Raw genomic sequence first — 13,507 nt, forward strand, 5'->3', positions numbered from 1 at the left:
TACACATCGTACAATAAATTAAACTACAGAATATAAAAAACTGGTCAAAGCAACCACAATTGCCTCAACCAGTCATATATTTTTACTATTCTATTTCTAATTATCGTTTGGATTTATTACAATTTCCCCAGACTTTTCAAGAGCAATTTTTGCAACAACCGGTCCAATAATTGAATAAATAAATGTAGAGCATAATATAACAACACGAATTTGAGGTGCATATTCAGGAATAACATTACCTGCCGCTACAATTAATCCCAATGCAACTCCTGCCTGTGGCATAAGAGTAGGACCTAAATACTTACATATTTTATCCTCCTGTTTCGCAAGTTTACCTCCTGCCCAAGCACCAATACATTTTCCTATAACACGCATTACAACATATACTAATCCTATTACGCCAATTCCTTGTAAAGCAGAGATTTCAAAACCAGCTCCAGAAATAACAAAGAAAATCATAAAAATTGGTGGACTAAAAGAATCCGTTATCTTAACAATACTATCAATTTCTTTGAAAATATTTACTAACACACCACCAAGAGCCATACAAGCCAATAAAGGTGATCCGTGTAATACATTTGCTGACCAATAAGTGAATAAAATAAAAGCTATAATGATACACAATCTGTTTGATGACTTTCTAAACCATCTAAACATTAACTTCATTATAATACTTGCAACAAACCCTATTATAAATGATATAACTATTTCATAAATAGGGCTTAATATTGATAAAACAATATTTGTATCAAGATTAGAAGACATCATTTTAACTATTGTTGTTGCGCATCCAAATCCAATAAGTGCGGTAGCATCATCAATTGCAACAACACTCATAAGCATAGATGTTAATGAACCTTTTGCCTTATATTGATTAACAACCATTATTGTTTGAGCAGGTGCAGTAGCAGCTGCAATAGCTCCTAACATAATAGAAAGTTTCACATCGAAGCCCAAAACAATTAACGTTACTGATACAAGTACAATTGCTATAGAAGATTCCATAATAGCTATGATAATAGGTGCAATTCCAACCTTTTTAAAATAAGTTAAATTAAATTCGCTTCCAATTGAAAAAGCAATGAAACCCAATGCAATATCAGAAATGACGGAAAAGTTGTCTACCATATCAATTGGTATTATATTTAAAAATGATGGGCCTAATAAAAGTCCTGCTATTAAATATCCTGTTACATTTGGAAGCTTAATATATTTAACAAGCCTTCCAAAAACAATTCCGGAAAATAGTAATATTGCTACGTCTATAAGTATTTTATTTTCCAATTTAATTAATCCCCTTTGTAAAGTCGATCGGTAAGCTGAAAACAACACCATTATCCTTAGCAGAAAGGTCACCTACGACACTTTCAATAATATTTATTGCTTCTTCTAGTTGGTCATCATGTATGACAGCAAATATTAAATTTCCTTTTTCTCTTTCAGGACTTAAAAATTTTCTTAAAGAACCTAAAAAAGGAATTTCGTCTTCGCAATGATTATGACTTAATAAACGAGCCATACCCATGCTTTCTAAAACAGTAGCACCACCAATATTTCCACGTGCAAATGCAGCTAAAATATCATCTAGTTTTTCTGTTTTACTTAATACATAAAATAATAATCTCATTGTCTCCTCCTTATGTTATAAATCAAAGTATTTGTTATATTATCAAAAAAATAATTATACAATCTGTTTTATTAACATATAATGTTATATCACTTATTAAATGATATTGCAAGAAAATATTTATCTGTATTCTTTTGAATTTTCCTTTAAGACCCTGATGAGTTTGGAACCCAAGAGCCCTTTATATTTACTTAATTTTAATTTTAAATTCTTTCTTATCAAAACCAAGAACTTTTGCTAATTGAGCATTCAATTTTATATTTATATCTGTATTAGATTTTACATCTATAAAAAAATAGGACATGCCTTCTCCACCTGGACCACCTGCAGATGGCATTTCTTCATAACCACTATAATCAAGCACTTCAATCCAAGGTTCTTCTATTCTTGAAGTATAAGAACTATCCACCTTTAACATTAAAAGATTATATAATACATTGATTTGTCGTCCTACAACAATAGCGAAATTATTATAATCAAGTTGTATATCATTCAATTCACTTATTTTAATTTCATCACCTATTCTATTAAATTCTTTATCAATTTCGTATAATTTTAGAGAATAGTTACTACCCTCTAAATATATATCTTTTAATTCATTTTCATCAAATCTTGATAATAAACTACTAATAATATTTACATAAGTCTCATCAACTGTGCAATAACTACGTTCTTTTTCACTTAATTTGCTTAAACACTCTTGTAATCTACTATCAGTATTTTCGCATTCGACTTTTAAATTATTATGTTCAGTTTTAATAGTAGTAAAATCATTTTTCAAATTTCTAATTTTAAAACCTAGAAAAACTATTACAATTACTAATATTATTAAAATAATACCAATACAAATATTCTTTTTATTATTCACTTTACTTACCTCCATCAATAGCTTGGACATAAGTCCAGAAAGAAGATGATGTTTAATATTAATCTTCTTTCATTTTATACTTATTTTTAAAAAATTGTGATCCTGCTCTATAATCGAATACTCATTTAGCCTACTTGAGTTCATTCTCCAGAACATCTGCAAATCTCTGAATATGTATACCCAAAGATTTAAGCCATTCCTTAATTTTTTTATCATTCTTATATTTCATTGGCTCATTGCGAATGCATAGAACTTTTTCCATTACTTCTATTTCAGGGCATAATTCATTTTCAAGTGCCCATTCACCTGCTTTAGTCTTTGCAATTACATTCCCTGTTCGTATTGTATATATACCTCGTGCTATATCTAACATCCAACCGGCAGAATATAGGCTTTCATCTGTAGATACAGCATATTTTCTTATTGTCTCAAGGTGCCTTTTTACTTCATTTACCAATTCATCGTAAGTTGGTTTATTAAATCCATTTCTAATATCTTTCCCATAAATAAGCATCCCTGAATCCAACAATTCAAACATACTAAACACATCAAAATAATACTTTTCTGTAATTCTTTGCCCACTTGTTCCCCAATACACAACTTTTTCTTTTTGCTTATCAGTTTGAAATGTATTCACTGTTAAAATGCCACCTTCAAATAACCGATAATATTTATTATCCGGTTCTTTTTTCAATAAATTTTGACGTAAATTTACAAGTTTTTCAGCCTGTTCATCTGAAATTTGGTATTGAGTCAGACATAAAATATCAATATTACTCCATCCCAGTTTAAAATCATCAAAACACACAGACCCGAATAAATAAATACTTATCTCATTTGGACTCAATATATTAACTATACTATTCATTGTCATTTCAATAGCCGATTTCATAATGCACCTCCAATTTAAATATAAATAACCGCCACTACATATTCTGCAAAGGCTTATAAAAGAACTAGTGTTTTTTTAGCATATCACTCCATCTAGTTTTCCTTACCAATCCAGAAGGTAGCAATTGACCATATACTAATTAAAAAACTATTGGATATCTAATCGATTAGTTTCATGTTCTTTTTGTTTTCATACATTCTTTTATCCGCAAAAACTATCAAAGATTTTATATCTTTGATTTGATCTTCATTCATAACTGCAAGACCCATTGCAAAGCTTATTTGAATTTCATTTTGTTTGTTATTATGTATAATCTCCCGCTTGAGATTTGCTATTTGTTTTTCTATTTGTTCTAAACTCATTTCGGTGAAAAAAATAAAAAACTCATCACCTCCTGTTCTATAAATAATTTGCGAATCGTCAAATGAAAGTTTTAAGATATTAGAAAAAGTTTTGATTAATTCATCACCTTTATTATGTCCATAAATATCATTAGACTTTTTAAGATTATTCAAATCCATCGAGAGGCAAGCTATCATATCTTGATTCTCAATGTTTATGGATAAGATCTTCTTCCTTTCTTCAAAAGATGCACGGTTTTTTAAACCTGTTAAAGCATCCGTATACGCCATTTTATAATATATTTCCTTGAGCTCAAGCTGACTGTTTTGAAGAGCTAATTTCGTTTCAAGCAACTCTTTATCCCGCTGTTCATTATAAATCATGACTGATTTCATTACTGTCTGATATATAACTATATAAACAGTTATAACAATAATACTGAAAAGAATTGCAACAGGTATGTATTCTCTTCTTTCTATCATAGCAACGGGGTAAGCAATAAGTAAGTAGATCATTATATAAAACAATATCGAAACTAATGTAAAACTCCTCCATCCACTGTGAAGAGTTCTTTGTATTTTAATATACTGTTTCCTAAATTTCCATGATATAAATAATAGAAACGATAATCCCATATTAATTAACAATAGAATGATAACAGGGTTATCATTAAATAAGATAGCAACGGCTCTTGAGATAATAATAATAATAAATCCCATAATATCTACGGAACAAAATGTAAAAACAAATCTACTGTCTTTATTTTTTGAAAGAAAAAATAATAAAATCAGGGATGGAATTGTAAAAGTAATTGCTGAAGATATCCCTCTATTAAATCCCATAGATATAAATTTTATATATGCTAAAAAAGAAAAGATTATAAAAGTAAATATAGAAATAAAAACAACTTTTTTTGAATATTTCATTTCATTTAAGATCAAAAAAATAATTGCAAGATAAATACATGTTACAAAATCGCTTACGTCTACTAAGATAGAATTCATAAATTTACCTTCTTTGATAAAATATTTTTACTAATAAAAAGCCTATAATGTTCTCCCATATTAAGACAAAACGGCTCATTTCCTACTCGATTTTTCACTCGTTTTTCGTTCAAAGCCACAACATCTTGTGGCCTAAGTGCCCTTATTTATCATTTTTACCACAACATGTCATCATTATCACACATTCCACATGACTCAATGAAGAAACATGTCTACTGGTTGAATTTCTTCCACCTTTCTTATACTAGAAATTCATTAAATTTTTGCTTGCATAATTTTTAAAATCTTTATGAGAAATTTTATCATTTTGCACCCATATATACATTTCGTATATATTATCAATAACTTTCTTTTTATTTTTTATATAATCTTTATATTCTTTACTTTTATTTATAATTAACTTATTTTCTATAAAAGACGATATCATAAATAAATTTTCTATACTATAATTATTGTTTTTTCGCAGATTATATAATTTCACTTCTTTAATCAATTGTTCTATAATAGAATTACTCATACTAATTAAATCTCTATTAGCATCATTTAAACTATATGGGAATATAAATTTATTAACCAATAATGCTAATCCTACTCCCAAACCTACAAATAAAATCCTAAAAAATAATACTCCTCCAATACTTGAAGTTATTGATGCTACACCCAGCGCAGATATTGTAACACAGATAATTTTCCTATCGTATCTAGTATTATATCCATCTACATATCCAGCCCCCATAACAATTAGAGATCTTATAGTTGAATCATTAAATATGCTAAATAATATAATAAAAATTATTCCTCCTATCAATGTTCCTTTAACTCTTTGTTCAGATTTAATTTTACTATGTTCTGCATAAGGCTGTATAAGTGAAAAAACTGTATATGCCATCCACCTTCCTTCATAAACCTTAAAATAATCCATTATAAAAATTGAAATAGTAACACCCACTGCTAACTTAAAAGCATATGAAAATTTCAAAGTATTAATTGTAAAATTTCTTTTCATTATATTTATAAAATTAAATTCACTGGGAATAGGAATATTTTTATTAATACGATTATGTTCATCTAAATTATTTAATTTTACAAAACAATTACATAATATATCTATATTATTTACTATTCTGCTTACACAAATATTACTTTCTTCATTTTTAATCCTCTTCAATAAATCTATATCATTCTTATTTTGTGATATCTTGTAAAGTTTATTGTAAACATCATTTAAAATTTTTGTTATATCATCTTTATTAAATTCTTTGTACAAATCACTTATTATAGTATTTATACATTCTAATGTAGCTACTATATTAACCTTTATTCTTCCACCTTCAGTTAAATAAAAAAAATCCTTTCTTTTATTGTATATAAGCTTCTTTAACTCTCCTATGTCTTTTTTAATACACTTGTCTATATTAGTAACATCCTTTTCTTCTATTAGTAATAGTATTTTTTTAAATAAATTCTCAAAAGATTTTTCTATAATTTTGTTACCAGATTTAATCAATCTATTTTTATTGCAAATCACTTGCATAATTATAATAAATACGGCTCCAAAAACTAAAGAAAGTAATCTAACACCCAAATCTTTCCCATCCACTGGAACACTTAACATAAATAAATATTGAAGTCCAAAAGGAATATACATGTTACTTTTTAAATCATAACATAGTAAAAATCCTATGCCAAATATTGTTATGAAATTTCCAGGAATACCAATCCATAAATTTTCACTTGCTACAAAGGCAGCAATACCAAGAAATAAATTTATACCTATAATATATATTAAGTATTTAAAAGGAGATAAAGTAAAATCCCTTTCTAATAACATTAAGGCTGCAGTTATAACTGTTACTCCTATAAGAGTATTTTCAATTCCAAATATTTTTTGAAATGCTACTATAAACAAAATTATAAATACAAATAATACTGTTTTAGATACAAATAATTTTTTATTCATTTTATCACCTCATTGCTAGTTTTTAAATTCTTCAGAGAATATACTTAGTAAATAGCAATGAAAAGCGTATCACAATTTTCACTCGTATGCAAATTTTTATATCAATAATAAAAGGTAGATTTTTCGATACTGATTTAAATTTTAGTTTTTTGTTTGTTTTCATTTTTATTAATTTCTTTCTTCCTAATGGCCATTAATAAATCCAAACTACATTTTCACTTCTCTGTTAATATAATCTGATAAAAGGCTCCTTTGTGTCTGATTTTGTCTCTTAATTCATAAATTAAATTTCGCCTTTCTTTTTACCATAATTTTAATATTCTTTCTCATTTTTTAGTATCTACTATAATAACTACTCTATTTCCAATACTTTTTTCATTTTCTTAGACGTGTTCCCACATACCATATCATATAGCAATTCTTATTTCTATACTCCTTTTTTGGTCTTTTTCAATGTAATTTTCGCTATTTTTACTAAAAGAATAGAAATCACAGAACTGATTAAATACTAGTAAAATCAATGGTTTTGACGACATAGTCGTACTACTGTCTCCACATGCGTGCTATGCCCGAACATATCTACTGGTTGAATTTTTTTTAGAATATAGCCACTGTCTACTAGTAGTTTCACATCTCTTGCTAGTGTTGCTGGGTTGCATGATACATAAACTATTTTTTCTGGGTTTATATCTGAAATTGTTTTTAGTACTTCCTTTTCACAACCCTTTCTTGGTGGGTCTACTATAATTATATTTGGTCTTATATTCTTTTTATAAAGTTTAGGTAAAACTTCTTCTACCTTGCCTGTAAAGAATTCTGTATTACTTATATTGTTATTTATTGCATTTTTCTTAGCATCTTGTATTGACTGCTCTACTATTTCTACCCCTATTACCTTTTTTGCTTTTCTTGCTGCCATTAATGATATAGTACCTATACCACAATACAAGTCAAAACATACATCATCTTTTGAAATCTCAGCATAATCAATGGCTGTTTCATATAACTTTTCAGTTTGATTTGGATTGACTTGAAAAAATGTATGCGGTGATATAATAAATTTCAAGTCATCAATATAATCAACTAATGTACCAGCTCCATACAAAATTTTATTTTTATAACCTAATATTTTACTCGTGCTTTTAGAATTTATATTTTGAACTACTGTTTTTATCTGTGGTACAAGTTTTATAATTTCTTCAACTATTTTTTTGCTATTTTCCAATTCTTTATTATTTGTAACAATTATAAGCATTATTTCCTTATCTCTATTTTGTCGTATAACTATATGTCTTACATTACCTTTATTTAATACTTTGTCGTATGTATTTACATTGTATTTATTAAATATTTGCTTTGTAGCTAATACTACTTTATCACATATTTCATCTTGCAAAACACATGTATCAATATCTATTAAATTATGTGAATTCGATTCATACGTTCCTATTTGAACTTTACCTCTATTTTTACACACTGAAAAGGCTGTTTTATTTCTATATCTAAATGGTTTATCCATGCCCAATGTATTATTCACTTGAACATTTTCTAAATTTATTCGAGCCTTTTTAAAATCGTTAATTACTCTGTTGCATTTATATTTTAATTGCTCTTGATAATCAAATCCTAATATTTGACATCCACCACATTTAGGAAAATATTCACACTTTTTATCAACTCTGTATATTGATTTTTCTATTATTTTTTCAATTGAACAAATTGCAAAATTCTTTTTTAACTCTACAATTCTTGCAATTACTTTATCCCCTGTTACTGCTTCATTTACAAAATAAACAAAGTTATCAAGTTTAGCTACCCCTTGACCCTCATGATTTATATCAATTATACTTAATTCTACAAAATTCGTTATATTATTCATGTTTTTTCCTTCCAAATTACTTATATATACATTATATTATACAATATATACATAGATTTTAACAATATTTTTAATTTGTTATTTATTTTTTTGTGTTTTTAGTATATACTTAAATATATATATATATTAATTTTGTGGGGTTATTTTTATGAAAATTTTGTATCACATTTTACTTATTTTTTTAATAGGATTTTTCTCATCTACATTTTTATTTGTATTATCACCTATAGACTATGATGATTCTATTGTTATTGATGAGCCAGAAGAAAAGCCAGAACTAACTTTATCGTTAGAAGGTGAAAACAATTTAGAAAACCCAACAAATATTGTAATTAAGCATACAACAAATAAGCAAATGTCTTTGACTAATTTGCCATCTAATATATTTACAACAATAATTTACAAGGGTGAAGAAATTATATCATCAGACACATTTAATTTAAGTGAAACAACTATTACTATTAATGATAACGATATAATTATTGATATTGATAATGATTTAACAACTACATTGAATATTAGTCAGGAAAAGTTGAATTTAAAAGATGGAAGTTACAAAATTGTCTTAACATCTAATTTAATTAGCAATACTGAAAATAACTCAATAGATATAAATGTTAAATATGATTCAGGTTTTGTTTATTATGAAGCTACTAACGATAATAAATTAGGATTAATGGGCTTGACAATTTACTACCCTGATATTGAAAAGAAAGCTATAATACCTGTTACAAGATTTATCACTAAAGAATTATCACTTAATAAACAGGTTTTGAATGAACTACAACAAACGCCTAAGGATAGATCACTAATTAAAGTTGTTGATGATGTAAATTACTGCATATATAAAGATAGTTATGTTTATATTGACATTCCGGCATCCAATGAAAACTATAATTCAGCTACTGATGGTCCTCTTGTATTTAGTACAATAACCAAAGCATTTTATCAAATGGATAAATATTTATCATTGGATTATATAAGATATACTGTTGATAAAGCAAGGATTGATGAATATTTTGGTGGAATTAAAATTGGTTCTGATATAGAAAGAAAAGTAATACCTAAAATTTATTTAGGTTACAAGCTTGATGATAGAATGTATTTAACTGATATAGATTTAACTGATATAGATTTAAATACTGATATTCAGACTATATCTAATAAAATATTAGAATACTATACTACAAATGTTCCAAATAATTATTATAGTCCATTTGTACAAGGACTTGAAATTAAAAATACAACTCTTAATGGAGATAATTTAATTTTAAATTTCAATGATACTTTGTTAACTACCTTTGAAGATGACCAAAACAAAAAGAAATTTTTAGTTGACTCTTTGATTTATACATTTACAAGTCTCAATAATGTTAAGAGCATTAGTATTCAAGCTGACGGCAAACCTGTAGAAAACTTTATTGATGAAAAAGATATTACGGGTATTTTAACAGCACCTTGGTTTATAAACCCTGAAAATATTTAATTTAACAATCAGAAAAAACAAATCCGCTCACAAACTATGTAAGCGGATTTTTCATATTATTTTATTCATCTTCATCAATAGAAGCTAACAATTCTGATAATTCAACAATAGCTACATCTTCATCTAAACCCTTTGCAAGAATAGTAATTTCATCATCTTGGTGAGCTCCTAAAGCCATTATACCAATAATACTTTTACCGTTTGCTTCTTGCATTTCTTTTTTAAGTATTATATCACTTTCATATTCTCTTGATTTTTTTACAAATATTGCAGCTGGTCTAGCGTGTAACCCTACTTTATTTTTTATTTTTACAACTTGAGATCTCATTTTGTGTTTTATCCTCCTTTAATAAGTAATCCTCTGCTAGTTTTTCAATTTTTTTCAATCTATGGTTTACTCCAGACTTTCCTAATGGTGGTACTAGCATTTCTCCAAGTTCTTTTAGACTTGCATCTTCATTTTCTAAACGCAAGTAAGCTAATTCTTTTAGCCCATCAGGAAGTTTATTTATTACATTATGTTTCTGTAATACCATAATACTATTTTTCTGTCGTATTGATGTATCAACAATTTTACCAAGGTTTGCAGTTTCGCAATTAACAACTCTATTTACATTATTCCTTGTTTCTTTTATTGCACGAATATTTTCTATATATAATAGTGAATTATAAGCACCCATAACATTTAAAAGATCAACAATTTTTTCACTATCTTTAAGATAAGTTATGTATAAATCTTTTCTAACTATCCTTTTAGCACCTAGATCATAGACATTTATAAGTTTTTCTAAATCTGTACAGTGTATTTTCTTATTGCTAACAAATTCAACATGATATGATTTTTCAGGATCACTTATTGAACCACATCCTAAAAAAGTACCTCTTATATATGCTCTCTTGCAATAGTCATTATTTATCAAATTTTTAGGTATTCCAAAGTTAAACTCTAAAATATTTATATTGTCATTTTCAATTAATTTAGTGTCTTTTAAAATTTTTTTAACATCTTTATCATTAACTTTTACACTATAATTATTATGCTTTTTCAATCTGTTTGATCTCTTTACTATAATTTCACTATTAGAACCATAAAGATGTTTTATCATTTTAAAAATTCTTCTTGCTACAGCTGCATTTTCCATTACAAATTCAATATCGAATTTATTGTATCCTTTAATAGATATATAACCCGTTGTTCGAATTAAGGCAGCTAATTCAGATACCATACAACAACTATTTTCTAAATTTTTTCTTGATAATTCATCTTTACACTTTGAAGAAAAAGTCATATTACACCTCATCATATTTTGCTATATTACAAGTTCCTTTATTGATACATACTCTGTAATTTCCATAATACAACACTTTTATTATAGCACATAGACTGTAATTAAGCACATAATATTTACATTCTTGATAATTAATCATATGTTTTAACTGTATAATTTATTGTTCTGGTCTTTGACCATAATACTGATAATATTCAACTTTTACATCACCATTGTATAGTTTTCTTCTTCTATCAGCTTTTTTACCATAATCTTTTTCAAAATTCTCTATAGAAGTTATAATATAATTAGACCATGTAGGGTTACGACCAAAAACTTTTCCTATTGTTTTATGAATTTCACTAATTTCTTCTACACTACCAATTCTTTCACCATATGGTGGGTTAGTAATTAATATACCGTAATCAAATGGTGTTGTTTTAAATGTATTAATATCCTTAGCCTGAAATTCTATACAATCTTCAACTCCCGCTTCAATTGCATTTTGTTTTGCTATTGCTATTGCACGTTTACTAATATCATAGCCATATATTTTGATTGGTGTTTCTAAATCTATTTTTTTACGAGCTTCTATTTTTGTGTTTTTCCAATATTCAGATTTAACTTTTTCCCACTTTTCCGAAGCAAAAGTTCTATTTAATCCTGGTGCTATATTTCTACCTATTAGGGCTGCCTCTATAGGAATTGTACCTGATCCACACATTGGATCTATAAGTATTCTATCTTTATTCCAATAGCTTAGTTGAATAAGTGCTGCTGCCATTGTTTCCTTAAGTGGCGCTATTGTTGACTTTTCTCTATATCCTCTTTTAAATAAACCTTCTCTTGCACCAGTTGTATCTATTGATAATGTTGCAATGTCTTTGTGTATTGATACAAGAATTGTAAATTCGGCACCACTTTCTGAAAACCATTCTATATCATATTTCTCGCTTAATTTTTTTACTACTGCTTTTTTAACTATTGATTGACAGTCTGGAACACTAAATAATTTAGATTTAACAGACTTTCCTTTAACAGTAAATTTACCGTCAGCACTTATCCAGTCCTCCCATGGTAAATCATAAGCTTCATTAAATAATTCTTCAAAACTTAATGCTTTAAATTGCCCTAAAACAAGCATCACTCTTTCAGCACTTCTTAAGTTAATGTTTGTCTTTGCTATATCTTCTATATTAGCATCAAAATATACCCATCCGTTGTCTGTAGTTAAATTTTCATATCCCAAATTTTGTAATTCTCTTTTTACTACTGCCTCAAGTCCAAAAGTACAAACTGCAGCAAGTTTAATATTGTTCATATTTATCCTTTCAATTTATATTTATAAGTCTTCATCAAGTATTTTACCCATAGCCACAACTTTTGTATCACCTATAAGATATAATTTATTAATTATTTTATCCTCAGTTACATTTAAATCAATAGTTAATTCTCCACCATCAGTTATTAAACTTATATTAGAACTTATATTATCATTTTTCATAAACATTGTAACAGCGCAAGCACTTGCTGCTGTTCCGCAAGCTAAAGTAAAATTTTCTACTCCACGCTCATATGTTTTAATGGTTGCTTTATCAGTATCTATTATATCATAAAATGTGACATTTGCACCTTTATTAAATATTTTATTATACCTAATTTTTTTAGCAATACTATATAGCTCATCACTTTCTATTTGCTTATAGTTCTTCAAATAGATTAATGCATGCGGTACTCCAGGTTTTCCTAACTCAATATATGAATATTCATAATTTATTCCATCAATATCAAGATTTCCATATAGGTTAATTATCGATGGTTTCATGAATTCAATTTTATAAATTCTGTCGCTAATTCTTTGTGCTGAGAACTCTCCCGCTGGTGTTTCAATGTTCATTGTTTCCCATGCTATTTTATTGTCATATGCATATCTTGCAACACACCTTGCGCCGTTTCCACACATTTCGGCTTTGCTACCATCAGAATTAAAAAATATCATTTTGAAATCTGCATTACCATCTGCTCTTTCAACAACAATTAATCCATCTGCTCCTATGGATAGCTTTCTTCTGCACAATACTTTTGCTAAATGTGACAATTTTGAAACAGGCAATCCAACCCTTGTATTGTCAATTACGATAAAATCATTTCCCGCACCTTGAATTTTAGTAAATTCCAATT

Annotated in this window: 13 protein-coding genes; 2 read left to right on the top strand and 11 right to left on the bottom strand. The window is 27.3% G+C overall.

Features of this window, described 5'->3' with window-relative positions:
- Positions 1 to 96: 96 nt before the first annotated feature.
- The 5 genes from JYG23_RS09210 to JYG23_RS09230 form a co-directional block, all read right to left on the bottom strand.
- On the bottom strand, positions 97 to 1,284 hold the full coding sequence (locus JYG23_RS09210; protein WP_207235394.1) for a cation:proton antiporter: 1,188 nt from the start codon (positions 1,282 to 1,284) through the stop codon (positions 97 to 99).
- A gap of 1 nt (position 1,285) precedes the next feature.
- Positions 1,286 to 1,627 (bottom strand): hypothetical protein, encoded by a 342-nt coding sequence (locus JYG23_RS09215; protein WP_207235395.1) that lies wholly within the window; start codon positions 1,625 to 1,627, stop codon positions 1,286 to 1,288.
- A gap of 187 nt (positions 1,628 to 1,814) precedes the next feature.
- The gene (locus JYG23_RS09220) at positions 1,815 to 2,495 is read right to left on the bottom strand and encodes a hypothetical protein (RefSeq protein ID WP_207235396.1); all 681 of its coding nucleotides are present in this window, start codon (positions 2,493 to 2,495) and stop codon (positions 1,815 to 1,817) included.
- A 130-nt stretch (positions 2,496 to 2,625) separates the two neighbouring features.
- Positions 2,626 to 3,387 (bottom strand): aminoglycoside adenylyltransferase domain-containing protein, encoded by a 762-nt coding sequence (locus JYG23_RS09225; protein WP_207235397.1) that lies wholly within the window; start codon positions 3,385 to 3,387, stop codon positions 2,626 to 2,628.
- A 158-nt stretch (positions 3,388 to 3,545) separates the two neighbouring features.
- Positions 3,546 to 4,244, bottom strand: a complete 699-nt coding sequence (locus tag JYG23_RS09230) for a GGDEF domain-containing protein (RefSeq protein WP_207235398.1) — start codon at positions 4,242 to 4,244, stop codon at positions 3,546 to 3,548.
- Between the two features lie 136 nt (positions 4,245 to 4,380).
- On the opposite strand from JYG23_RS09230, the gene JYG23_RS09235 reads away from it, so the two are divergent.
- A complete protein-coding gene (locus JYG23_RS09235; RefSeq protein ID WP_207235399.1) occupies positions 4,381 to 4,689 on the top strand; it encodes a hypothetical protein in 309 nt (102 codons plus the stop codon).
- 288 nt (positions 4,690 to 4,977) lie between these two features.
- On the opposite strand, the gene JYG23_RS09240 is transcribed toward JYG23_RS09235, so the two are convergent.
- Both JYG23_RS09240 and rlmD read right to left on the bottom strand, forming a co-directional pair.
- Complete coding sequence (locus tag JYG23_RS09240; RefSeq protein WP_207235400.1) at positions 4,978 to 6,693, bottom strand: FUSC family protein; 1,716 nt, start codon at positions 6,691 to 6,693, stop codon at positions 4,978 to 4,980.
- Between the two features lie 517 nt (positions 6,694 to 7,210).
- On the bottom strand, positions 7,211 to 8,572 hold the full coding sequence (rlmD, locus tag JYG23_RS09245) for a 23S rRNA (uracil(1939)-C(5))-methyltransferase RlmD (RefSeq protein ID WP_207235401.1): 1,362 nt from the start codon (positions 8,570 to 8,572) through the stop codon (positions 7,211 to 7,213).
- Between the two features lie 148 nt (positions 8,573 to 8,720).
- Between rlmD and JYG23_RS09250 the strand changes: the two genes are divergently transcribed.
- Complete coding sequence (locus tag JYG23_RS09250) at positions 8,721 to 10,058, top strand: GerMN domain-containing protein (protein WP_207235402.1); 1,338 nt, start codon at positions 8,721 to 8,723, stop codon at positions 10,056 to 10,058.
- 61 nt (positions 10,059 to 10,119) lie between these two features.
- On the opposite strand, the gene JYG23_RS09255 is transcribed toward JYG23_RS09250, so the two are convergent.
- The 4 genes from JYG23_RS09255 to dapF form a co-directional block, all read right to left on the bottom strand.
- The gene (locus JYG23_RS09255) at positions 10,120 to 10,386 is read right to left on the bottom strand and encodes an HPr family phosphocarrier protein (RefSeq protein ID WP_207235403.1); all 267 of its coding nucleotides are present in this window, start codon (positions 10,384 to 10,386) and stop codon (positions 10,120 to 10,122) included.
- A complete protein-coding gene (gene whiA / locus JYG23_RS09260; RefSeq protein ID WP_207235404.1) occupies positions 10,355 to 11,347 on the bottom strand; it encodes a DNA-binding protein WhiA in 993 nt (330 codons plus the stop codon). The genes JYG23_RS09255 and whiA overlap by 32 nt, the downstream gene beginning before the upstream one ends.
- Before the next feature lie 157 nt (positions 11,348 to 11,504).
- Positions 11,505 to 12,647: a class I SAM-dependent RNA methyltransferase gene (locus JYG23_RS09265; protein ID WP_207235405.1), complete on the bottom strand. Its 1,143-nt coding sequence runs from the start codon at positions 12,645 to 12,647 to the stop codon at positions 11,505 to 11,507.
- Between the two features lie 21 nt (positions 12,648 to 12,668).
- Complete coding sequence (dapF, locus tag JYG23_RS09270) at positions 12,669 to 13,505, bottom strand: diaminopimelate epimerase (protein WP_207235406.1); 837 nt, start codon at positions 13,503 to 13,505, stop codon at positions 12,669 to 12,671.
- Positions 13,506 to 13,507: the final 2 nt, after the last annotated feature.

The organism is Sedimentibacter sp. zth1 (assembly GCF_017352195.1).
In the GTDB taxonomy this organism is placed as follows: Bacteria; Bacillota; Clostridia; order Tissierellales; family Sedimentibacteraceae; genus UBA1535.

Excerpts from the sequence above, each read along its gene's own strand:
- JYG23_RS09215 (WP_207235395.1), bottom strand. The coding sequence starts at position 1,627 with ATGAGATTATTATTTTATGTATTAAGTAAAACAGAAAAACTAGATGAT.
- JYG23_RS09225 (WP_207235397.1), bottom strand. The coding sequence starts at position 3,387 with ATGAAATCGGCTATTGAAATGACAATGAATAGTATAGTTAATATATTG.
- JYG23_RS09230 (WP_207235398.1), bottom strand. The coding sequence starts at position 4,244 with ATGATCTACTTACTTATTGCTTACCCCGTTGCTATGATAGAAAGAAGA.
- JYG23_RS09235 (WP_207235399.1), top strand. The coding sequence starts at position 4,381 with ATGATAACAGGGTTATCATTAAATAAGATAGCAACGGCTCTTGAGATA.
- JYG23_RS09240 (WP_207235400.1), bottom strand. The coding sequence starts at position 6,693 with ATGAATAAAAAATTATTTGTATCTAAAACAGTATTATTTGTATTTATA.
- rlmD (WP_207235401.1), bottom strand. The coding sequence starts at position 8,572 with ATGAATAATATAACGAATTTTGTAGAATTAAGTATAATTGATATAAAT.
- JYG23_RS09250 (WP_207235402.1), top strand. The coding sequence starts at position 8,721 with ATGAAAATTTTGTATCACATTTTACTTATTTTTTTAATAGGATTTTTC.
- JYG23_RS09255 (WP_207235403.1), bottom strand. The coding sequence starts at position 10,386 with ATGAGATCTCAAGTTGTAAAAATAAAAAATAAAGTAGGGTTACACGCT.
- whiA (WP_207235404.1), bottom strand. The coding sequence starts at position 11,347 with ATGACTTTTTCTTCAAAGTGTAAAGATGAATTATCAAGAAAAAATTTA.
- JYG23_RS09265 (WP_207235405.1), bottom strand. The coding sequence starts at position 12,647 with ATGAACAATATTAAACTTGCTGCAGTTTGTACTTTTGGACTTGAGGCA.